Origin of the sequence: Collimonas sp. OK307, assembly GCF_900113705.1 — a bacterium.
Taxonomy (GTDB): domain Bacteria; phylum Pseudomonadota; class Gammaproteobacteria; order Burkholderiales; family Burkholderiaceae_D; genus Collimonas.
Genome location: NZ_FOQI01000030.1, coordinates 1 through 23,466, shown reverse-complemented (window position 1 = coordinate 23,466; position 23,466 = coordinate 1). Strand labels below are relative to the sequence as shown.

The window sequence follows — 23,466 nt, the reverse complement described above, 5'->3', positions numbered from 1 at the left end:
AGCGGTTGACCGGAGCGTTGCTCGACCGGCTCACCCATCACGTCCACATCCTGGAGATGAACGGCGAATCGTATCGATTGGCCACCAGCAAGAAACGGCAGCAGCGCAATGCCAAACCAAACGTCAATGCTGAAAAAGGAGGGGCCAACCCGTAACAGCAAAAACAACGTCTTGAGGAAACGGGCTACGCTGCGCTACGCCCGTCACCCCAATTCTACCTTGCATAGAAATGTGGATTGAAAAGAGAAAAATCCAGGGCCTGAACGGCTCTATTTATTAACCCGGATTGGTACACTTTTAACGTGCCATTTGGTACATCTTCACTCCGGCATTGACACCAGCCAAATCAACAAAATCCAAGGATACGGATTTTTGTCTATGCCCCTTTTCCTATATCGTTGATTGCGCCATGTGCTGACACATATCGTTAAGCATCACATCAATTGTGTTGAAGTGCTCCTATCACGAAACCGCGTAAGTGCGCACGCTCTTCCCGGCGCAATGTCGTCGGGTGATATGACATCATCATTGCACAACTTGTTTGAGTGTGCAAAGCGGTGCGGACAAACGCATTACTATTGACAAAAATAGCCGGCTTCGATTCGCTTAATCGTCAATGGGTATCAATCCCACCAATACTTTGACGACTTGGCCGGAGCCAATGTCGATATGGAAAACTGGTGGCTGCGCGAGCACGGCTTGGTGCCCTTTGAAAATTGGGTAAGCAAGCGTGGCCTGGAGGCAGCGAAACCGTGTGGCATATGCCAACATCTGATAGATATCCCCCTCCCTGACTCCCCAGTCCTTCACCGCAGGGTCTATCGCTTTCCATTTCGCATCAATAATCGCTTCGGGGTCAGAATCCGCTTGACCGGGTTTCGCCTCATCGGCTCGCCACACCAAGACATCAGGCGTTAGCTTGAACACTTTCACAAATTTTTCAGCGTCACTCTCGTCAGCAGGAAGCCGCGTCGGAATGGTCGCCAAGTGCCGGACTGTGCCATGCCGGCGAGCAATCCATTGTGGCTTCAGAGTTGTGTTAGCGTGAGCCTCGACCCAGCGCTCGAAAAGCTTTTCCATGTCGAAGAGCAGCGAGGGAGCCTGGTTCTCTCCATGTGAGAGCGTCGGGCTCTGCAGCTCTAAGATTATCTTAGCCCATACCAAAGCCTCGTCATACCGCTTGGTGGAACGATTGCGAGCGAGCTTCTTGATGGATTGTGCATTCATCGGCCTAATTGAGATTGCGGACAGCATGGACCGAGCTTCGAACCAAAAGCGTTGAGTAGCGGCCGACAGAACGAACTGCCGGCAAGCTAAAAGGGCCGCAAGCAGAATCTGATTATAAGGATTATCAGAGGAAAAATCATCGTGGACGCAGCGAACCAAGCCATTTCGCGAGGCTCCCCCGATCTGAGTTTCAACAAACAGCATTCGCCCCCGCAATACAGGCGAATCCGACACCGTTTCGATATAGCTAGACTTCAACCCTCCATGGGCTACCCACAACACTTCCATCACGAAAGCACGAACAAAAACATCTATCAGAGAAAGCTTGGCGAGATCTTGGGACGCATTGCTAAGAACTGAAAATTTTAGATCCTGATTTTTAGAGAGCATTCGCAACAATGCAAGCCTTGCGCGCTTCTCCTCGCCAGAGCGATCCGCCGACAAAGATGAATCCGCAGACCAAACCTTGGGTAAAATCTCAAGAACCAAGCCGTTGGGCAAACGCACAATACCGCACATTTGGAATAGCTGAATGCCGCCGACGACCCACCGGCAAAATTTGGGCCTTGTCGCGTTCAAGCGTTCCAACGCCGCAGCAGAAAACTCGTCAATGCACGCTCTAGCACCAGGCTCTGGCGGTGCATTAAGTCTCGCGTCGCCAGCGCGGACTACAGCGATCGTTTCTCGCTCGAAAACTGAAATCGCCCGCATCAAATACCTGGCGAGGTTTCAGCTTGCGGAGCCCCGCCTTCGCTATCATCCGATTCTGCCGCGACTACGTCCACAGATATCGTGGCACGACGGTCGTAGAGCTGTTGGAAATCGAACTCTGTCCAGACATCAAGATTCTTACTCGGGCTAATGGACACACGCTCTTCATGGCCAATGAACTCGTCGCAATTCTCAAAAAGCGATGCGGGCTTTAAGCGTCGCTCCTCGAAAAACACCGAAACTCTCGCTTTGCCGGTCAACGCAATTTTTGCCCGCAGGGAATCCTCAAAAAAATATTCCATTAGAAGAGGAATAACCTGGGTCGAAAAAACGGACTTGAGCTTTTCGACAGAGTGAATACCCATCAGAATGGCGTGTCCGATCGCATGATCTCGATCAAGCATAAATTCGATGCGGTCATTGATAGCGGCAAGTAGCTTGGATAAATCTACGGTCCCAACTTTGCTCGGCTCTATTAATTCGGGATCAGCGGGACACTCGATGAATTCAAATCGACGGCGCAGAGCGTGATCAATAGCCGTCACAGAGCGATCCGCGGTGTTCATTGACGCGATAATGTCAAGATTTCGCGGAACCGCCAGCTTGTCACCGCTATATTGAAGACGGACCGACGCGGGTAGTCCCTCGACCTTGGCTCCCGGCGCGCAGCGCTTACTCGTCTCAAGAACTGTGATTAACTCACCGAAAACCTTCGCTACGTTGGCGCGGTTAATTTCGTCAATGAAGAGCGTGTGACGATCTTCCGGATATGCATGTGCTCGCTCGCATATGAGGCGGAATGGGCCTTTGACCGGCCGGTCCCCGAGCTGGCCTCCTTTTCCTGGCTCCGGCCGGAACCCCTCCACAAAATCTTCATAGGAGTAACTTGGATGGAAGGATACAAACTCAATATGCTCGCCCTCACTGTAGCGCTCCACTCGTAGTTTTTCCATTGCATGAGTTTTTCCTGTGCCCGGAGGTCCGAAATAAATTTGATTGAGTGGTTCCCACTCAATTTCGGCTGCACCATCGGTTTCATCATCGCCCTCCAACACCATCTGCTGCAGTATTGTTTCAGGGTCGATCACCGGCATAAAAAACTCGTCAATTTTGGCAGTTTTGGGTGTCTTCGTACGAAGTAAGATGGGTGGATCTTCGTAAAAATCGATTTCAAGGCTACCTTTCTCTTGCTCCAGAACTTGACGTGCAGCAAAGAGCGCCTGGTCTCGCGATGGGCGATCAGTGACGCTCGACGGAGAAATCCCCAACACGGGAGATCTAGCTGCCCGGGCCTTGTCCTTCTCTGAAAAGATCCTCTCGAACTCATCGGGAAACAGAACATGGCAAAGACAGTGATAAAACTGGCGTCCATCTGCTTCTTGAAAATGGTCTAACCATCGAGCAAAAGCCCATGGATCATCCAACAGCTGTTTCCTAGTGTCGGGAGTCTGGGACATCAAATCCTGAAAAGCAATGACCGCAAATTGAAGCTCCTTCCACTGATACAGGTTGAAGCCTGGTCCAGCACTACCCAGCCCGGACAGCGCTTGGTCATTGAGGAAAACTGAATTCGAAAAATTAGGGGGAAAAGAGCTTATCGGAGGTGATGCCATCGCCCATACGTGCCGAATGCGCTCTCGCTTCCTCTCCGCCCGTAGATTTGTGGGGCCCAAAAGCAAAATCCAATATATTTCTGCGAAAAGGGCTATGCTTCCCGGTGGACACGGCCTCAGCTGCTGCCTCAACTTAGCCACCAGATTTCCCTGCTCACCCTCTAAAGGGTTATTAACGTAGTGTTTAATTAAGTGAGTAAAATTTTCAGGCACCCATATTTTCTGAAATCCAAATATAGAGTCACAATCTATCAGTGCACGATTTTTAAATTCTTCCGCAGCGTTAAAAACTGCACCGGAATTCTGTTTTGGATTATATCGACTCATATTCTCACTCAAAGATCTCGTTTTACCGAGAGAATTTCATATTTCCGAAAACTCAAAAGCCACTAGAAAGTGGCTTTTGACAAAATAACTCATATACGACAACCAATCCGATTTGAGCTCACCACTCTCATCGATTGACGAGCTCTGCCGCACGATCTCGAGGACGAAAGAATTTTGACGGCTGGGTTTGCAACTATGCAACACGAAGGGTTCTTAGCCCCCTATATTTCTGTAGTCCGCGCCCCATCTTAAAGAAAACGGGATGGGGATTGCTGACGCCAGTCCCCCCATGGCATGAGACGCATACGCGGATAAGTAAGGTAGAGCAGACGCCGAGATCGTGTAACAGCCACAAAAGCGCTGCGTTTCTCCTCATCCATTGTTGGACCGGGCCGCGCCCGGAAGTCTGGAAATACTCCTTCCGCCATTCCTGCAACAAAAACCACGTCGAATTCCAATCCCTTCGCCGCATGGACAGTCAAAAGTCCGACGCCCTCGCGAGTCGCCTTCTGCGTTGAGCCCAAGGCCTTACTACTCATGAAGCTAGTGATTGATCGTCCTGGACTTCCCGCCCGAAGATATTGGTCCCATTCCAGTGTGAACACCTCCACATCCTCGTAGATCGCCAAGCGCGCCTCTTCACCCAAAGTGTCTGCATAATCCCTCAACACCTCGAAGGCAGGCATCAGATCCAATTTGATGGAGTTGTTCACAATCCCCTTTACAGCCGCCACAACCACCTCCGCGCAAGGGTTCGGTGACAGAATCGCCATGCTCTCAATGACGGGGATGGCTTCCGAGACGGATGCAGGCGCGGAAACAGCCCAGCGTTTGGCTAAGGCAGAGAAATGCAATCTATCTCTCGGGTTCCCGATCAATCGTAACGCGAGTTGGAAATCCTCGACCGCATCCGACTCATTCTCGTGATTTGCTGTCAGTCGCCGATAGAAAGGGATCGAGCGAACTCGAAGCTCCTTCTCCACCGCGAGCAAAGCGAACCGCGTGCGCCCCAGCACTGCGCAATTTGAGGGGGTGATCGGGCCCTCCACGTCGGCGTGCCCTTGCGCGAAGAGAGTTTGCATGGTGTCGGCGATAAGCTTGGCCTCGCCCTCAGAATCGTTGCCGACCATAACCTTGCACTCGCCAGCGATAGGAACCTGCCCCGCGACTGAATAGTTAGGATCAAGGGAACGAGCCTTGTCCACCACCGCGCGCGATGATCGAAAATTCTCAGTCAGCTCAATTGTCTCGGCACCAAAATCTTCGGAGAAACTCGCCATATACTTGGGACTCGACGTATTGAATCCATAGATGGACTGTTTGGGGTCTCCCACAAGCATCACGTTCTTGAACGTTTCTCCGCACAACGCGCAGATCACCGCATATTGGGCCTCATTGAGATCTTGGGCCTCGTCAATGCAAATGAATCGATATAGGCGCCGATAGAAATCGGCGAGCTTGGGATTGTTGGTGAGCAGCTGATAGGTAAGCAACAGCAGATCGTCAAAGTCGTAGGCGTTACAAGCCCTCATGCCAGCGTCGTAGGCATCCAAAACGCGCTGTTCCATTTCATCGTCCAACACCGCGCACGAAATGGGATGGGCCTTGATCCGAGCGATCATCTGCAACCAGCCATCCACGCGTAGCCCGCGCTCCTTGGAGTCTGGAATGCTGTTGATCTCGCTTTCCAACAAAGGGTCGTCCGCGATAGCTTTGAGCAAAATCTCCTTGCGGTCCTTGAATTGCTCGAAGATGTTGGGTGTGCCTTCAACCCCAACGAATTTACCCCGTTCCGACAGCATATCGAGGCAAAACCCATGAAGCGTCCCCACAAAGGCTCGCTGTCGGACCTCGCTGAGGTCGTTCAGCCGTTCCCGCATCTCGTCGGCCGCTTTATTGGTGAAGGTCAATGCCAGCACTCGAAAATGGCCTGAAACCTCGGTCAAGAGGGTCCGCACGCGCTCAGTCAACACGCGCGTCTTGCCTGAGCCCGGGCCAGCCACCACCAGCAGAGGCCCATCAACATAGTTGACAACCTGCATTTGCTGAGCTGAAAGTCTGGTTTTCACTGGCGTGCTCATAAGTCCTCATCTTCTTTCTTCTTATTGCTTACCCGCTTGGGAAGTCCCTGGTCGTTCGCAATGATATCAAATAGCTTCAAAATCCCCGGCGGGAAACGACGCTCTTCGTCCTCAAGACCAGAAATGACTCGGGCAAGCGGTTTGGCCAGTTTCGTTTTCGCCGAACTCATAGCGTCCTTCGCAGCCCTTTCCCTGCCTCCAGCACTTTTGTAATCTCGAACTCCCTTGCCGGGACCATATGTTTTCCCATGGTCTTTCTCAATATGCTTATCTAAAGCGTTTTCGACGTTATGAAATTCATTGAGTGCTAGCTCAATTTCCCCAAGATATCCGTGTGCGACAAGATGACTTTCAAAATTCTGTCCACCCGGAAGAACAACGACGTTGCCGCACTTTGCCGACACCTCGCATTTGGCCTTTTTTAAAGCTTCCTCAAGCTTTAATAGTGGCTGAGGTTCCCCGTCCGCCAGGATGAACCAGGGAATTTGCATGCTCTTGGCAAGCCACACAAACGGAAAGTAAGCAGTGCCATTTACGCGAACAAAACTGAATCCTAGTTCATGGATGCTAGCCCCCCAATATTCTTGTGCCCAAATCGGCAATGCCTGCTCCTCCGTCTGCCCTTCGAAAAAAATTACTGCACGGGAGAACAACAGGTCGCCACGCGACTCGATCACCGTCTCCTGCAGTTTGCGCAGATCATCCAGGTTCGTTAGTGCCGTCAAATTAAGCTTGGTCGCGGTGGTCTCCCCTCCACGCTTTATGAACAGCCGAAGATCCGCCAATTGGGCTTGTCCCGCAAAATACGGCGAGTGCGTGCTGACGACGCGTTGGCCGGTGATGGCCTTAATGTGGGCGAATAGCGAGCGCTGCGCTTGAGGATGCAAATGCGCCTCTGGCTCTTCAAGTGCCAGCACTGAATGGATCTTGTCTCCGCCATCCTGGGCTTTCAAGTTACGCCATGAAGCGAACGCGCGGAACACCAGCAACGAGGCCAAGCTGCGAGTGCCCATGCCATGCCGAGCTAATGGGAAAGATTGCGCTCCAGCTGTGGAGAAAGATACATCCACGCCCTTTGATAAATCGCGAAGCTTGCGGGCCACCGGTGCGATGTCGATGCCCGCACTATCGGCTGATACAACGCCCTGCAAATCCGATAGACTGACCTTCAAATGCTTAAGGATCTCGCTCTTATCGACAATCTGCTGATTGATGGCTGAAAGCGTGTTTTCGAGTTCTTCAATGTCTGTGGCAGGAAGACCCAAATCATCCGTCATGCGTCGCCAGAACGACCCTTGCCGGCGTAAATCATCATCCAGGTCACGCTTGGCATCGATATAATGCAGTGCGATAGGCTCGAGCTGCGCGGCCGTCACCGCTTTCTCCGACACAGGCGTGGTCAGCCAGTCGGCGAATTCCCGCCACTCCGTCAACGGCTTGCGATCTATCACATAGTCCGCTTTAGTGATGCTCCAAGTCAGCGTGGTCCGAAATGCGATGAACTCCCCCAAATCAGAATCCGGGTCCATGTCCAAGACAAAAGATGTTCCCCAAAGCGTGGTCCAGAAGCTCCCCACAGGAAACGAGGCCGCTTTCTTGCCATCCGCATCGATTGGATAGATCCGAACATCCACCGTCACGACACGATCTTTAGGTGCCAGGGCCTCCCCATGAGCAAGCCGAATGTCGTCTGAGGTAAGAGTCTTTCTGCCCGCTCCAATCGCGGCGTACATGGCATCTAAAAAACTAGTCTTACCGGCATTGTTCGCGCCTATCAAAACAGTAAGATCTCCCAGTGTCACTTCAATATTGGCGAGCGAGCGGAAATTACTAACACGCACGTCAGTGACAGCAATACCACTATCCGCTGCATAAATCGACATTTATACCTCTCTTCTGCATCCCTAGGCCTTCAACAAGACAGGGGAAACGATCAAAATCCGGATTTACCTAAATTCGTAGCAATTAGCCCGACATTCTTAAACATCGCTTGTGCTTTACCTTATGCACGAATCATGAACTATAAATTACTCTCCGGGAAAATAATAGTTTGACATCGGGTTTGAGATCTTGCCAACCGGGCTTTATAACTGATGGTCCCAGAGCAGGGACTTTCCCCTTGCTCTTTTTCTGCTGTCACCCCACCGATTCAAAGGAATTTCAACCACATATCCCACAATTGAGAATGGAAACAAGCATTCTCAATTGTCGATATAAATCTCTATTCAAACTCAGGGAATCCAATGAATCAGCATATCTTTTTCATACTCTGCAATATCGTCGGCGCAACGCTAATCGCCATTGTGTTTTATCCCATCTTCAAAGCTAAAACAGCGCCCAATCTAAACGAAGCGTTTAAAACTTGGCCTGAGCTCGCCAAAATAACCTCCAACAAGTATTCTCGAAACTATAACCGCAGCTGCATCTACTTTTCCATCGCACTGGCAGCTTATGTCGTGATCGCCATCGGCAACGATGTCGAAGTCGATTTAGATCTCGCGATGACATCGCTCGTTATCTTGTTTGCGGTCACGTTCGCCAGGGTGTGGAGTTTACGCAAGCCGCTTGCGAGGCCGTGAAATCAAGTAGCGCATCCATAGCACTATCTGATCACACCCTACATCCGCCCTCCCCTATTCAAACCACAATCACCACAAGGAATCGCCATGGTACCCAACAACTCTCCGCTGGAAAGCCTCGCCGCATTTGCCATCGTTTTTTTGGTCGGCGTTCTGTTCACCGCTGGCGTCGGCAAGTACGTCGAAAAAATCAAGAAAGATGCGGAGCCTGTCGCTCTATCGAATTAAAAGGAGCATTACCGAATGACACTCACCTGTCCTAAATGTCAATCCGACCGCATCAACACCCACGACTACGCTAAAAGAACATGCGGCGCCATTGGCACGGTGGCCGGCGCTGTAGCCGGTGCGGCTGGCTGCATTAGCGGCGCTGAAATTGGCGCAACTGCCGGGCTCATGGCTGGTCCCGCCGGCGTGGCAGTTGGCGGCATTGCTGGCGCCATCATCGGCGGGCTTTTTGGTGGCGCCGCCGGTTGTGCTGCTGGCGTAAAGCTTGGCGAGGTGGTCGATGACAATGTGCTGAATAACTACCACTGCCTGGCATGCTCGCACACCTTCAGCAAGAAAAGCAGCTCTCTGAATGCGAGCGACGACACAGGCAACGGTCCAACATATCAACGTGATCATCTGAACAGCGCCGGTCAGGATCGACATCACGACCACGAATCCGATTTCAATTAAATCGATTGTTCTAACCGCATTTCCGCAATCAGTCATCCCGCCCGTCTTGTAGCCCTCCACTTAACACATTCCACACATTCACCTGCCTTGCTGTTTCACACAGCGGCATCGTCACGTGCATACCCTACGAAAGGAAATATCCTATGGCACACCTCGTCGAACAAATGGCCTATGTCAACGCTACTCCGTGGCATGGCTTGGGCAATCGTCTCACTGCCAAACAACCGATTGAAGTCTGGGCCGAACAAGCCGGCATGGCCTTCAATATTCTGGAAACACCTGTCCGCTATATGTCGGAATCTGCTGGTGCCCTTGGCGCCATCATGTCGTTCCCTGATCAAAAGGTGCTTTATCGCTCTGATACTAAAGCGCCGTTGTCGGTCGTCTCCAATCGCTATCAGGTCGTGCAACCCCGCGAGATTCTGGAGTTTTACCGAGATCTGACAGAAATATCCGGCTTCGAACTGGAAACGGCTGGTGTACTCAAATTCGGCAGGAAGATTTGGGCACTCGCTAAAACCGGCCAATCGGCCACTCTCAAAGGCAATGACACCATCAATGGCTACCTGCTGCTGGCAACGGCTTGCGACGGAACGTTGGCGACAACCGCGCAATTCACCAGCATCCGGGTCGTGTGCAATAACACTCTAGCTGTCGCCCTTGCCAATGGCAACGGTGCCGTCAAGGTGCCACACAGCACCAGTTTCGATCCGCAAGCCGTCAAGAAGCAGTTGGGCATATCGGTCTCGGCGTGGGACGCCTTCCTGTATCGCATGAAAACCCTCTCCGAACGCAAAGTGAAGTCCCATGAAGCCATGAACTACTTCCTACGCGTCTTCACCGATCCGGCCACCACAGCCACCGGCCTCAGCAATGAACGGGCCATAAAGAAAGTCCTGGGGCTGTATGACGGCCAGGGCAAAGGATCAGAACTCACCTCCTCCAAAGGAACAGCCTTCGGTCTGCTCAATGCTGTCACCGAGTATGTGGATCACGAGCGCCGGGCAAGAAGCACGGAGCATCGCCTAGAAGCAGCATGGTTCGGTCAAGGTGCAACACTGAAGCAAAAGGCGCTGGATCAGGCATTGCTAATGGCCGCCTAGATCATTCCCACAAACGTCATAACCGCCCGGTCGAGCTTTTACAGCTCACCGGGCCTTTTTCATTGAAGGATCTATATGGGTATCGCAGAAAGAATAGATGCAGTACGGGCTGGTCGCCCTGCCTTGAAACTGGTTAAAACGAACGACCTAAGCCGAGATGACTGGCTGACTGTGCGAAAAGGCGGTATCGGCAGCAGCGATGCCGGTGCCGCTGTGGGCTTGAATCCGTATCAGTCCCAGCTGGAGTTGTGGATGGTCAAGACCGGCCGGGACGGCAATTTGCCGAAGATCGATCCCAACGATGAAACCAGTCCGATGTATTGGGGGACGTTGCTGGAACCTATCGTCGCAGCCCACTATACCCGACGCACCGGCCATCGCGTCCGCAAAATCAACGCTGTTCTTCAACATCCCGATATTCCCTGGATGCTGGCGAACATCGACCGCGAGGTGATGGGCGTGGCTGACGTGCAGATTCTGGAGTGTAAAACGGCTGGCGAGTTCGGTGCTCGTCTGTGGCGAGACGGCGTGCCGGAATACGTCCAGCTGCAGGTACAGCATCAATTGGCTGTGACGAGCAAGGCCGCGGCCGATGTCTGTGTCCTGGTTTGTGGTCAGGAAATTCGAATCTATCGGATTGAACGGGACGATGCATTGATCGCCAGACTGATCGAGCTGGAATATCAATTCTGGCGTTACGTCGAAACCGACACCCCACCGCCAGCAGATGGCAGCGACTCCGCCGATGTCGCATTGCGCTGCCTGTATCCCCACGATTCTGGCAACACTCTTGATCTCACCCACGATAGTGCCATGTCTGCTGCATTTGCCGACCTGCTCTCCATACGGGATGAGATCGCCAACAGCGCAAAAGTGGCGGAAGAACTAAAGCAACGTATCCAGCAGCGCATGGGGGATGCCAGCATTGCCCTGTTTGAAACCGGCGACGTGAGCTGGAAGCGCAGCAAAGACGGCCTCGGGATCGACATGGAGGCGCTCCTCAAAGACCAACCCGATCTCGTCCAACGCTATCCAATCGTCAAACCCGGCAGTCGCCGGTTCCTCATCAACACGTAATTCCCTCGTAGTTCAACCGAAGTCAGTCGCCCCTTCCGCTGGGGCTGTTTGTGCTGCCTGCCCTAGCGGAAACCGGGGTGGGCTGTGCTATTTAAGGAATAAATCAATGATTAAAGGACTTGCAATCACGCCGCCGACACTTGGGCGCATTTCCATCGGCAAGATAGTAGAAAAGAATGGCAAGCGAATGCCAGAAAAGGATGATCAATTCACGATCACGACCCAGGTGCAAAACAAGGAAGGCTGGATTCCCCATCCCTACGACGATGACTTGCGCAAGACGCAGGACAATCACAAAATCCGTTCCATCCCGATCCGGTTGTTGTTCAACGAACCGGACCTCAACCTGCGCGCCGAATACTGTTTATTCGATCGTCAGAACGGCAGGCCACTCTGCACTGGCAATGGCGAGACGTGCCGGCGCTACACGGCATCGGGCATGGTGACACTACCCTGCCCTTCACCGGACAGTTGTGAACTGGCCAAGAGCGGTTGCAAGCCTTACGGTCGCTTGAACGTGCGTATCGGTGAAGAGGAAGATGATCTGAGCACCTTCATCTTCAGGACCACCGGCTTTAACAGTATCCGTACCCTGACTGCACGCCTCCATTATTACCAAGCGGTGTCCGGTAACTTGCTGGCGTGCTTGCCTCTGGCTTTACGATTGCGGGCAAAAACCACCTTCATGAGCCACCGCACACCGATTTACTACGCCGATATTACCGTCCGAGACGAGCAGACGCTAAAAGAAGCCATAGCTAATGCAAGGGAACTGCACAACACACGCTTGGCCGCTGGGTACGACCAAGTGGCGTTAGATGCCGCAGGGATTCAGGGATTTAGCAACGGAGCATTCGAGGACAGCGAGGAAGAAATTCCCGAAATCGTGGAAGAGTTCTTTCCTGGAGCCGATGGCAGTAACGGCGACAACAACGTCACGGAAACTGCTGTAGTCAAAGCCAAGCCAAGTCTCAAGGACAAACTCGATAGAAAGGCGACAGATCTTGGCGACAAGGCAGCATAACGATTCTCAGGTAACCGATGGCTCACGGATTACCGCAATTAGGCTTTAGTGCCCTGCTCAGCAAGTACACAACGGACGATATTTTCGACCAAACGCACATTGGACGAGGAAAGGAGACTCAACAGTTCAATGACGGGAACCAGCGCAGTCTGCTCCTTGCCGAGGACGATCAATTCCGACTGGGCTGCGGTTTCATTGGATTTTTCCGCCTTTCGCAGTCCCATTCCAAATCGTAGCCATTGGGGAGATACCTCCAGCCAATCAGCTAACGCCAACAACCTCGCCTGAGTGGGGATGGCTTCCGCAAATAACCATTTCCGCATCGTTTGCGCTGCCACTTTGTTCAAGGGATATCGCCGATTGAACTCGTTGGCAATTTGCGTGGGGCTGGAAACAGGCAATCCGGCGCGGGCGAACTCGCGTTTCAGCCGGTCGCTGAACTGCTGTCTGATTTTTTCATTTTTGGCTTCCATGCAACGGAACGCTACCGATTTGCACAGTAACTTTGTAGAACTAAAAAGTTATTTAAGCAACTATTAGTTACTGTAAAATTACTTTTGTTGATCAGTATCAATACCCTTTGCCCATCCTCCAACGACAATAATTGTCGTTTAGACAGCTACATGACAATCGATTTTCACTGCCTTGGAGTATCACATTGAAAGAAATCTCGCCCAGCTACACACGCGCCTCACCCCCATTCACTTGTATCAATTCAGGATCAAGCAGCTGCCCTGCTTGATATCGTCGATAACACATTGCCGGAGTGCACCACATGACCATGATATTTTGCCGAGGTTGCGGAAAAGAAATTCACGAAAGCGCCCCACTCTGTCCGCATTGTGGCGCACCACAAGTAACAAACAATACGCTTCAGCAGAAAACGGCATCTCCTGATTGGACGGCCATTACCTCTCTCATCATCGCCTGTTTCGTGTTGCTAGCGTTCATGGGAATCGACAAAGCTGACACAGATCAGCTGGTCGGCGGGTTGATGTTTTGTGCTGGCAGCATCGTACTTGGCATTATCAACCTGCAACAGCACAGACCTGGAAAAACCATGGCGATCGTCGCCATTGTCCTGGCATCCATCGCACTGCTGATTTGTCTCGGCAGCACCTCTTAACAACCCCAAGAAAGATAAATATGACGTCACTCGTATTCTGCCGCGGCTGTGCTCACCAAATTCATGAAACTGCAACGTCCTGCCCCAAATGTGGAGCGCCACAGGTCGTGCTGACAAAGTCTGCGGCGGCCACTCCAGCTGCAGCACTCACACCGCCCATCCAAAATTATGCTCAGGTACCGTGGTACCGAAAGCGCTGGTTTGCGGGTCTGTGCATCTTTCTCTTCGTACCGGCATATTTCCTAATTGCCTTTACCGGCGACATCTATTTTGAAAAAAACGGCGAACTGAAGACGATTTCCAAGAATGAGAAATTTATTGTATTGGGAATTTTTATCATCATAGTGTTCATCCGGGCCATGAGGGACTAAAACCAAGCTGCGGTTCATCAATGATGCAATAGTTGACACAGCCATTAAATACAGTGCTCGCCTACATGCTGACCACGGATTTGGGAATAGTTCCACTTCGTGGCCGGCGAAGGAAAGGACCATCCAAAAGAAAGGATAGGAATGAATATTTCAAAAATTTTACGACAAACGCTGTGGGCAGGTATGGTTGGCGCGGCATTGCTGCTTGCCGGCTGCGGCGAGAAGGTATTGGATTTCCGCAATGCGGAAATCGTGAATGGAAAGATTTTTTCCAATGGCGCCAACTCCCCCTTTTCGGGACGCGTGACAAATATAGGTTCCTTCAAAATACCGAACTTAATTGAAGGCACTCTACCCATCGGACAAATATTAGGTTCATTAGTCGAGTTGAATTTCAAATACTTAGGAGATGCGTGTGACGTGACGGTGACAAACGGCACCTTACACGGCAAAGGAATTTGCCGTCCTTATAAGAGTGACCAAGTGATCAGTGAGTTCTCCTTTGATAACGGCGTTCTACAAGATCGTTTCAAAGTTTTCAGCTTCACGAGCGGCAAGCTAATGGTCGAAGCCAATTTCGACGATGGCCGTCTGGATGGGAAAATGCTGTTATCCAATCCTGATAATGGGGAACTCATTTACAAAGGCAAATGGAAAGAAGGGAAGCAAGATGGCGACGCCATTCAATACACCTTGGACGGTAAATATCCCCTCTACAAAGTGAGTTTCGTAGACGGAAAAAAAGATGGCATAGCGGAAGCTTACCATCCCACCACGCACAAACTAATAGCCAAAGTCAATTGGGAAAATGATGTAAGAATTGGCTCGCAGAAGGGATGGAGCAATGACGGGTCAGTGCTTTTAGTCGATCTTAACTGGGCTGATGGGAAGGCAACGGGATTTGAGAAACAGTTCGACGCCACCGGAACTAAATTGATTATTGATAAAACATTCAAGGATGGCGTTGAAATTACACCTTCTACACCTCCACCGCTGTCAGAGCTCACCCTCAATCAGGCTATCGCCCGACTCCATCCTGACACGTCCAATATGGAAAAATGCGTAGATAGTTGGACCACTGCTCATCGCAAAGAGGTTGGAGCGGACGCATTGATCATGGCCGATCAATTAGACGAGTGGAAAACCTGGTGCGAACAAGGAAAAACACCCGCGCCACATTAATTGATCAAGTCCTGCTTTCCCGTGGACCGTCAGGGAGTAACTGCAGCGTAGATTATTAACAAACAGGCGGCCGATGGCTGCCTGTGCTCCTGATATGCCGGGAGCATTTTTTTTTGATGATGTTCCAAGATGCGTGAATTCAATGAATTCAGCGATTCCTTAAGCCACGTGTGGCCCATAGCAATGCAACTTCAAGATAGGACGCCATACAATCTCAATACATCCGATTGGGACAATCTTAAATTGGTCTTTAGTAAGATTCGCTGCATGGCTAGCGGCACATCGCTCGTGGGAAATTCAAAAATTATGGCCCATCTTCTCCCAAATCTTATTCCTCCAGTAGATCGACAGTACACGCTCAAGTTCTTATTCGGGAATGCTCAGATCAAAAATGGAATCGATCTCGAATGGCACAAGCTACTGCTAATCCTCGGCAACTTCTTTTATCCAATTGTCAGGTCGCAAATTTTTCAATCCAAGATCGAGAAATGGAACGCCCAAGGCGGCCAATTTAGATGGGATACTTCACCATTGAAGATGGTCGACAACTTAATAATAGGGCTATCAAAGATAGCCTAAATTGCCCGAACAGACATCGGCAATAGCCGTGGTGCATCGCCCAAGTTAGCCTCCAGCGACAGCGGCCATGCGCCTCATGCGGTAAAGCAGAAAGGAAATGGCCCCAACAGGGATTGAGACAGAAACAATCCAAGGGCCGTAGAATTGCGCTGCGGCTGATGCGCTAAATAGCTGGACAAAAACGGGGGTAATACTCAACTGACCCGTGGTCCAATTAATGGCAATCTTTCCAAAGCCAAAGACGATAAACAAAATCCATGGCCATTTTCTGCCCGGGAGTTTGCTCCTAATACACGCGACCAGCGAGTAGGTCGTCAGTAAGATGACAAGAATCGCCGTCGCGAGTATCACGTATTGAGCTACGCCTTTGCCGAAAAGAGTAAACTGATTTTGTGATTCCAAGGACTGCGGTTCAGGATTGACGTTGAATCCTACAATCGTTTTTTCGCCGTTTTTTTCTTGAATTGCAACGTTCATCAATAACCATGCACCACCAAAATCATACTCAAACGTTGTGTTCACCCTGGTAGCACCAGACATGTGAAAAGTCTGGGCACCAACCAATTTTATCGACATTGGCTCTCGAGCCGGAATCAAATCGGCCATCTTGATTAGAGCGTCATGAATATCTGGACCTCTGATGCTTTTGTCCGTAGCATTTTCTAGCGCGCCAAAATCGCGAGCACGTAGACGATCAATGTATGCCTTTGCCGTTGCCTGCTCTTCGGGCGAGGAAAATTTCTGGAGAATGTCTTCCTGGCTACAAGCGCTCAGAAAAAAAAACATCATGAAACATGATATATAGCGCATTGCGAATATTCTCCTGAAAATTAACGACTGTATTGATCAGTGAGTCATCTTTGAGCATTAAACTCATTCGTCTTCGCTGTAGCATCGTCTTTCGTTTCAAATGATCCTCTATTTCGCCCCCCATAGAAAATCGTGAAAACTAAAGAACAGTAGAATTGAGCTTGCGTTCCACTGACCTCTCTTTTCATACTTTACGCTCTTCTGTGTTTAATTCAGAAATCGGAACCAAAGTAGTTTGGCGAAGTAGCTAAGTCGGTCTTGTGGCTTCGGTATTGGAATCCTAGAAGTTTAAACATTGCTAATGCCGCCTTCTAAACCTGATTGCGATTGACTCCGCAAGTAATGCCAAGGCTAGCAAGGGCGATAGAGACCAAAAATCGCGATTCAATTCATAAATTGCGCTGCGATCCGATAGAACAAGAATTGCCACAATAAGAGCTAATCTTATCCAATTCACTTTGAAGAAAAATTCTTTTGGCGTATTAGTTTGGGAAATCAAAATTGCCGCGACAACAAATATGCCAGTTAAAGAGGCGGAAAATATTGCTTTGCCAGGATCAAATTCTCGATTTATAAGAAAACAAACAACCCACACAATCGAGAACCCGCACAAGGCAAATCGAAACTTAGTATTCATTTTTATGATTTAGCAACTCTAATGAGAAAACCAGCTACCAAAAGTTGGCGTAGCTAACGTTATCGATCCAGAAGCGCCAATCCCAGCAGCAACCCCATACCCAACACCCGGTAACACTTTAGGCGGTGAGAAGGAATTACCGGAATCCTTTGATGAATAATCAAAATTCCTCCCGTATCCTATTGCATCCCCCATTCCTGCGTCTGCCTCCCAGTAACCCGATCCGCTAGTACTGAAACCTGGAGTCAAACTGCAAGAAGTAGTTCCATACGAAACAGCCCCTCCCGCTCCCCCAAACGCACCCAATCCGATCATGACATTTCCCTGCGCTTGAGAAAATACTTGCGTTCCAGCAAAGGTTCCATCTGTTGAGATCCCCACATTTAAACTTGCGCTGATGCCGATTGAAGGGGCAAACAGTGGTGGAATGGGTATAAAAGCCGTAGCCGATCCCCCTATTGAATATTGTTTATCTAATCCAAATGGGTCACGATAGGAAATCGGATTCCCGTTTACATAGCCGTACTGGTTGATCCCACCCGCAAGACCAATTTGATCTTCAGAAATGAATCTTTGCAACGTCGGCGAATAATACCGCGCCCGATAGAAATAAAAGCCCGTCCCGTCATTCTCCCGCCCGGTGTACTGGAACGGGTTGGCGATGGTTGCATCTGCAGTGGTATTCCCATACGGATCATAAGTGTAATCCACCAGTTTGTTACCGGTTTGATCGGTGAGCCGGATCGTCGAGCCCAGGGCATCGCTGAAATAGTTAATCGTTTGAGCGCTTGTACCTGTGCCGGTTTGCTGCGCCAATACTTCGTCAATGCCCAAACCGGTCAGATAGCTGGCGCGGAGGTTGGCGGGGTTGCTGTTATCAACCCCAGTGCCGTTGAGTTCCTGGATCAGGTTAAGGCCATCGTAAACATAGCCACTGCCAACGCCGTTGAGTGTCCTGGTCTGCCGCCGTCCGAGGGCGTCATAACTGAAGCTAGCTGTGACGGCACCGCTGATTTGCGTAAGCTGGTTGCGCGCATTCCAGGTGTAGGTATTCACGCCATCGCTGATGAGATTGCCGTTAAGATCGTAGCTCAGGCTCTGTCCATTGCTGACGGTGAGGCGGTTGGCGGCATCGATACCGGTATTACTGCTGTTGGCGCTGAGGTTGGTACGGGCGAAGCTGCCGCTGGTCCGGATGCGCCGGCCAGCGTTGTCGTATGCATAGCTCAGGTTGCCAGCCGTGCTGTTATCGGAATTTTTGTAGGTGATGCCGGTGAGTTGGCTGGCGTCGTCATAACTGTAATTGATTGTCTGCCCGTTCGCCAGTTGGGTCTGGGTTCTGTGGTTGGCGACATCGTAGCTGAAGACCACACTTTGAGCCACGTTGTTGTTGGCGGCGCCGGCGGCCTGGTCGATGCGGGTCAAGCGGTTGCCGGCATCGTAGGTGTAAGTCACGGTGGGTTGCCCGGAAACCGTCATCGTATTTCTTAGCCCATTGGCATAGTAGGTATAAGCAACGCTGCCTTTGACGGTGCTGGTTTGGATGAGGTGGTCGAGATTGTCATAGGTGTTGCTGATGGTGCCGTTGAGACTGTCAACGACCTGGGTAATCCGATTGCCGGCATCGTAGCTGAAGGTGACGCTGCTGCTGTCTGCGTAAGTGACAGTGCTGAGGCGATTGAGATTGTCGTAGGTGTATTGCGTGACCTGCCCTTTTCGGTCGGTCTTTTGAATCAGGTTGTGACCGGCATCATATTGGTAAGCTTCGCTTTTGTTGAGAGGGTCGACACTACTGCTGACCGCGTTGCGCGTATCAATGACGAACTGATGCTGATTATTTTTAGCATCGGTCACAGCAGTCAGGTTGCCGTTAGCGTCATAGCTGAATCCGGTGGGCTGGCTGAGTGCGTCGGCGGTTTGACTGAGGCGGAGATTGTCAAAGCTGGCGGTACTGCGATTGCCCAGTGGATCCGTGACGGCGATGGTGCGGCCGACCGCATCGGTACTGAAATTGATACTACGATTCAGCGCATCCGTGATTTGGACGAGATCGCCTACATCATAGGTAAAACTGGTGACTTTGCCGAGTGCGTTAGTAAGACTGGTCATCAAGCCGGCGGTGTTGTAGCCGCGACTGGTGGGGTTATTATTTGCATCCGTGACCTGCAGTAAATTCCCCTTGGGGTCGTAGCCGAAATTAGTCGTATGATTCAAGACATCCTTGATGCTGGCCATCTGGTTATACGTGCTGGTATAAGTGAAGGTCGTGGTGACGGCATTCGCTGTACCGGCTAGTTGGGTGACGGTCAGTACATTGCCTAGATTGTCGTAGGTATAGGCCGTTTGCCGGCCCAGCGAATCGGTCATACTGGTGACCAGGCTGGTGCTGGGATCGCGTTGGTAGGTAAAGGTTTGTGCTTCCGGCTTACCAAACGCCTTGGTGACGCTGATGGGATTACCCATACCATCGAAGGCGATGCGTTTGACGTTACCGCGCTCGTCGGTCACATCGGTCTGCGTCACCATGCCTCCCGGTCCGACCGTGCAGGCCATCGGGTAGGAGCCGACCGGCCCTGGGAGCGTGGTCGCTTGGCCGGCGCACACCGCGAGTTGTCCCTGCGTGGCGGCGTTGTCGAGCAGGGTGTATGCAAAGCTGGAGGTACTGTTATCGGGATAGGTTTGGGTGCTGACCCGGCCATTGGTATCGTAGGTATTGACAACCTTGGCGTTGCCTCGTTTGTCGATGACGCTGAGCATGTAGTTGTTGGCGTCGTAAGTAAAATGCTCGACATTGTTGTTGGGGTCGGTGACTGTAGACAATCGCCCCCCGGCGTCATAGCTGTAGCTGACGATGCGGTTCAGGTTGTCAATCGCCTGCACAATCCGGTTACTGGTGTCATAAGTGAATTGTATGTAGCGTCCACTGGACGAACTGATTTGCGTCAGATTGTAGTTGTCCTGGCGCGTGAGGGTCAGTTTGTTGCCGTAGCGGTCGGTGATGGTCTGCACAGCTGCAAGACGCGGATTCGCGGAACCGTCGGAATCACCAAAATTATAGACGGTTCCGTCCTTCAAAGTGAGGGTCCACGTACCACTTCCCGAAAGGATTGAACCATAGTATTTTCCGGGAGTTTCAGTATTCTGGAAAACAGCATTGCTATAACCGGTTCCCGCCGAAATGCGCGGATAATGGATATGCGTGCCATTCGGCAAAATCAAATCCATGTAGGTATAAGCTCCACCGGAAGATGACGTAACGTTTGAGGTACCCACAATAAAGAAATCATAAGATAAATTGGTACCAATCCCGAAACCACGAGATTGATTGTCTTGCGGACGGTAACTACGTCCCAGCACCAGCGGTATCACATCCTCGACTACCAGATCGGTCTCTTCGTTCAAAAATAGACCAGTGCCACAATCGACGGGATCCCCGGCCAGCGATGCCCCACCCGAGCCGCAAATATTGGATGGTCCGAGCGGCGGCGCATTGGTGGGTAAGGACACCATCGCACCGGTAAATTCATAGATTACAACGCCAGGATCGGGTATCACCTGTTTGCCATCTTTACTGACCGTACCCTGTCCATAGACGTACCAGCCCTTTCCTTGCGCGTCATAATTCCAGAAGCTCATGCGCGTGCCAGGTTGCTCCTTGGAGAAATTCGGATAGATCAGGCGCGCACCCTGCGCTACTTGACCTTTTGTGCTTTGGATCACTGAACCGCCCGGCTGGATGGTGAAATACACGGGCACGCCGATTTGAGGCAACGGAAACGGTGGCCGGTCGATCGGAATTGCTGTCATATTCAGTTGGGTAACAATCTTGCCGTCGCGGCCGCGAATCACGGTGCCCGCAGGAATATGCAATTCCAATCCGGGAATGCGGGGTGCGGTGAGAATAGTTTCTTGCAGGGTCGGTGCCGGAATAGTGACGTTTCCTAACGAGTCGAGACGGGTCATCCAGATTGTGTAATTCAGAACGTTGGTCTTGCCCGCCTGAACGGGTGTCAACACTTGGTAGAACCCATATTGAACATCGTTGTGATTCGCGGTGGTTGCGTCAATATTAAGCGTCTGCGCGCCGGCAGCAAGTCCGCTGATCAGGAAGCGCCCGGTGGCATCGCTCTTGACCGCCTGACCACCGATGGTGAGTGTCACATTGGCAAGCGCACGTCCATGCATCGTCAGCACTTGACCTGCCAGCGCTGTGACGCCTGCAGGCGCCGACAAAGGCGGCAAGCCTTGCAACGGACTGCGATCCCTGCCGGTACGCCAATTGCCATGCCGGTGATTTTCATTTGGAATCCATTCTTCAGCATCCTTGCCGGCTTCGGCGGCAAGGACTTTCTGTTGCTCCGATACCGTCAGCGCAGTCTTAACTGCGTTTTGCGGCGCCGCAGAAGGTGCCTCGGCCGCTGCGCTATTTACCTGAACGGGCGAAAGTGCATTGCCGGCGGCCGCACTTGGCAGTCCGCCGAGTTGGGCCGTGGTAAAACCGATAGCCGTAAAAGGTAAACGTCGCCCGGCTGTATCGGTTGCGCCGTCGACGAACAGCGTGTAGCGGCTAGCGGGCAACAAGTCCTGCAGCGGCGTGATGAACAACAATAGACCATACTCCACTGGGACTGATTTGATGGCAACGGCACCGTTCGGGCCGAGCAGAGTGACGTTGGTGTCGTTGAACGTGGCAACACTCATCCGTTGAGTAAACCGGATCACGATGGCTTGATCGACCGCAGCGGCTTGTGCGTTGTTTACAGGTTGACTATCCTTAATTCCTGGCACTCCAGCGCCAACAAGGATTTGAGCGAGCTCGGCGGCACCTTGGCTGCTGACGCTGGTAAAACGCTGGCTTGCCGGGTCATACAATTCACCGTTACTCAGAGCTTGCTTTGCATTGTCGACACCACCCCATATTAAGACGCCAGAACTCGGCAGCAAGGCGGCCAGATGGCTGAACCGTGCCGTGTCAAGCTTGACGTTGAAATGTTCAGATTGATGCGTCGCCAGATTGTAAAGTTCCGCATCGTAGATGGCACGCCCGTGCGCGTCGCTGCCCCCAGTGATGAGCAGCCTTCCGTCGGTCAGTACGGTGGCCGTATGGCCGCTACGGGCAATTAGTCCCAACTCGCCCAGCGATTTGAAACTGGCGCTGGCTGGATCGAATTGCTCAGCGACGGTAACGATCTGCCCCTTGGCATCCTGTCCACCCAATACAAGAATGCTGCCATCGGGTAGTAGCGTAGCGCTATGGCCGGTGCGTGCTTGAACCAAACGGGTAGAGAGCGGAGTTGATTTGCCGGATTTTGCATCAAGCAATGCGGCGTCAAATGAGGCGATGCTACTGTCGCTCTGCCCTCCCAATAGCAACCAACGTCCATCGGGTAATTGGGTCGCACTTTGGCCCAGGGATGTCGCCGGATGTGGCACCAGTACGCTGGTCGGGTCTACAGTGGCCGTCGGTGTTTGGGCGAGAGCAGCAACACTCAGCCAGTAGATGGTCAATCCTGCCCATTTCAATCTCGCGAACATTCCCTGTTTCATGATTTTGTTCCCGCATCAAGAGGTTTTCTACCTGGCTGTATTTTTTCCAACGTGTAATCGATTGTTTCGGCACGATGGCTCCGATTTGTTTTGCACCGCGCTATGGCGACGTAAGCGCCGTGGAGACGCCGCCAAGGCTACCTGGCGGCGTCACTCTGACCGTGTAGGTGCCCGTCACCGGTAAGTTAGATAACGTGAGCGAGCCCGAAGTAGCTGTACCATTGCTGTATATCCAGGTGTAATTCAGCTGCGTACCATCCGGTTTGTACACAGTAAAGTAAGTGCTCCCTGGGAAGGTATCGCCAGCTATGGACAGATTGATGGTTTGTCCGACCGTACCAGCGAACGTGTAGCTCGCTGCTTGTCCCACCCGCGTCGGACTGAAGTTCAGGGCGGCGCCATTGGTGATCAGGCTTCCCGTTGCGTCCGAACTGACTAACAGATTGAGCGTCGCTGCGTTGTTTCCAGGGCTCAGCAGCACCGAGTAGGTTCCGGTCACTGGCAATAACGGAAACGCATAAGCATTGTCTGGACCCCAAGCATTGAAGCTAGCCAGAGTGCTGCCGTCCGGCTTGTTTATCGTGACGGAGATGTAGCCGCCCGCTGGGGTCACGCTGATGCCCGCTAGACCCAACCCCAGGCTTTGACCGGCGCTGCCGGTGAAGTTGAACAATCCGGCGCGTCCAGCCGTTAGATTCACGACCGTCGCAGCGCCATCGACGGTCAGCGCAACGGGCGTATTCAAGGCCATCGAGACAGTGCCGATGCTACCTTGCGGCGTCACTCTGACC

17 protein-coding genes and 1 pseudogene are annotated in these 23,466 nt (G+C 51.8%); 10 read left to right on the top strand and 8 right to left on the bottom strand.

Features of this window, described 5'->3' with window-relative positions; translation table 11 throughout:
- A partial coding sequence (locus BM205_RS23425; protein WP_217646077.1) for an ATP-binding protein occupies positions 1-155 on the top strand: 155 nt, incomplete at its 5' end.
- A gap of 451 nt (positions 156-606) precedes the next feature.
- Here the strand turns inward: BM205_RS23425 and BM205_RS23420 are convergent.
- From BM205_RS23420 to BM205_RS23405, 4 genes are all read right to left on the bottom strand, one after another.
- The gene (locus BM205_RS23420; RefSeq protein WP_092417260.1) at positions 607-1,938 is read right to left on the bottom strand and encodes an McrC family protein; all 1,332 of its coding nucleotides are present in this window, start codon (positions 1,936-1,938) and stop codon (positions 607-609) included.
- The gene (locus BM205_RS23415) at positions 1,938-3,890 is read right to left on the bottom strand and encodes an McrB family protein (protein WP_139227387.1); all 1,953 of its coding nucleotides are present in this window, start codon (positions 3,888-3,890) and stop codon (positions 1,938-1,940) included. Before BM205_RS23415 ends, BM205_RS23420 begins: the two co-directional genes overlap by 1 nt.
- A gap of 236 nt (positions 3,891-4,126) precedes the next feature.
- Complete coding sequence (locus tag BM205_RS23410; protein WP_092417258.1) at positions 4,127-5,959, bottom strand: ATP-dependent helicase; 1,833 nt, start codon at positions 5,957-5,959, stop codon at positions 4,127-4,129.
- Positions 5,956-7,842 carry an ATP-dependent nuclease gene (locus BM205_RS23405; protein WP_092417257.1) on the bottom strand — a complete coding sequence of 629 codons (1,887 nt, stop codon included), beginning with the start codon at positions 7,840-7,842 and terminating at the stop codon, positions 5,956-5,958. Before BM205_RS23405 ends, BM205_RS23410 begins: the two co-directional genes overlap by 4 nt.
- A gap of 360 nt (positions 7,843-8,202) precedes the next feature.
- On the opposite strand from BM205_RS23405, the gene BM205_RS23400 reads away from it, so the two are divergent.
- The 6 genes from BM205_RS23400 (at position 8,203) to BM205_RS23380 (ending at position 12,423) form a co-directional block, all read left to right on the top strand.
- On the top strand, positions 8,203-8,538 hold the full coding sequence (locus tag BM205_RS23400) for a hypothetical protein (RefSeq protein ID WP_092417256.1): 336 nt from the start codon (positions 8,203-8,205) through the stop codon (positions 8,536-8,538).
- A gap of 87 nt (positions 8,539-8,625) precedes the next feature.
- A complete protein-coding gene (locus tag BM205_RS24395; protein WP_175511369.1) occupies positions 8,626-8,766 on the top strand; it encodes a hypothetical protein in 141 nt (46 codons plus the stop codon).
- A gap of 15 nt (positions 8,767-8,781) precedes the next feature.
- Positions 8,782-9,219, top strand: coding sequence for a hypothetical protein (locus tag BM205_RS23395; protein WP_217646085.1), 438 nt, complete (start codon positions 8,782-8,784; stop codon positions 9,217-9,219).
- 143 nt (positions 9,220-9,362) lie between these two features.
- Entirely contained in the window at positions 9,363-10,322 is a 960-nt protein-coding gene (locus BM205_RS23390) for a DUF932 domain-containing protein (RefSeq protein WP_092417255.1), read from the top strand.
- Positions 10,323-10,397: 75 nt separating this feature from the next.
- A complete protein-coding gene (locus tag BM205_RS23385; RefSeq protein WP_092417254.1) occupies positions 10,398-11,399 on the top strand; it encodes a YqaJ viral recombinase family nuclease in 1,002 nt (333 codons plus the stop codon).
- Between the two features lie 106 nt (positions 11,400-11,505).
- A complete protein-coding gene (locus BM205_RS23380) occupies positions 11,506-12,423 on the top strand; it encodes a recombination directionality factor (RefSeq protein ID WP_092417253.1) in 918 nt (305 codons plus the stop codon).
- Between the two features lie 38 nt (positions 12,424-12,461).
- On the opposite strand, the gene BM205_RS23375 is transcribed toward BM205_RS23380, so the two are convergent.
- Entirely contained in the window at positions 12,462-12,896 is a 435-nt protein-coding gene (locus BM205_RS23375; RefSeq protein ID WP_092417252.1) for a hypothetical protein, read from the bottom strand.
- 302 nt (positions 12,897-13,198) lie between these two features.
- On the opposite strand from BM205_RS23375, the gene BM205_RS24170 reads away from it, so the two are divergent.
- From BM205_RS24170 to BM205_RS23365, 3 genes are all read left to right on the top strand, one after another.
- On the top strand, positions 13,199-13,549 hold the full coding sequence (locus tag BM205_RS24170) for a DUF4190 domain-containing protein (RefSeq protein WP_139227385.1): 351 nt from the start codon (positions 13,199-13,201) through the stop codon (positions 13,547-13,549).
- A gap of 20 nt (positions 13,550-13,569) precedes the next feature.
- Positions 13,570-13,920, top strand: a complete 351-nt coding sequence (locus BM205_RS24470; RefSeq protein WP_092417251.1) for a hypothetical protein — start codon at positions 13,570-13,572, stop codon at positions 13,918-13,920.
- 141 nt (positions 13,921-14,061) lie between these two features.
- A complete protein-coding gene (locus BM205_RS23365; RefSeq protein ID WP_092417250.1) occupies positions 14,062-15,102 on the top strand; it encodes a toxin-antitoxin system YwqK family antitoxin in 1,041 nt (346 codons plus the stop codon).
- Positions 15,103-15,726: 624 nt separating this feature from the next.
- On the opposite strand, the gene BM205_RS23355 is transcribed toward BM205_RS23365, so the two are convergent.
- The 3 genes and pseudogenes from BM205_RS23355 to BM205_RS23345 form a co-directional block, all read right to left on the bottom strand.
- Positions 15,727-16,491 carry a hypothetical protein gene (locus tag BM205_RS23355; RefSeq protein ID WP_139227383.1) on the bottom strand — a complete coding sequence of 255 codons (765 nt, stop codon included), beginning with the start codon at positions 16,489-16,491 and terminating at the stop codon, positions 15,727-15,729.
- Between the two features lie 655 nt (positions 16,492-17,146).
- Positions 17,147-22,675, bottom strand: coding sequence for an RHS repeat-associated core domain-containing protein (locus BM205_RS23350; RefSeq protein WP_092417247.1), 5,529 nt, complete (start codon positions 22,673-22,675; stop codon positions 17,147-17,149).
- 100 nt (positions 22,676-22,775) lie between these two features.
- A pseudogene (locus tag BM205_RS23345) lies at positions 22,776-23,466 on the bottom strand (hypothetical protein); the annotation flags it as partial.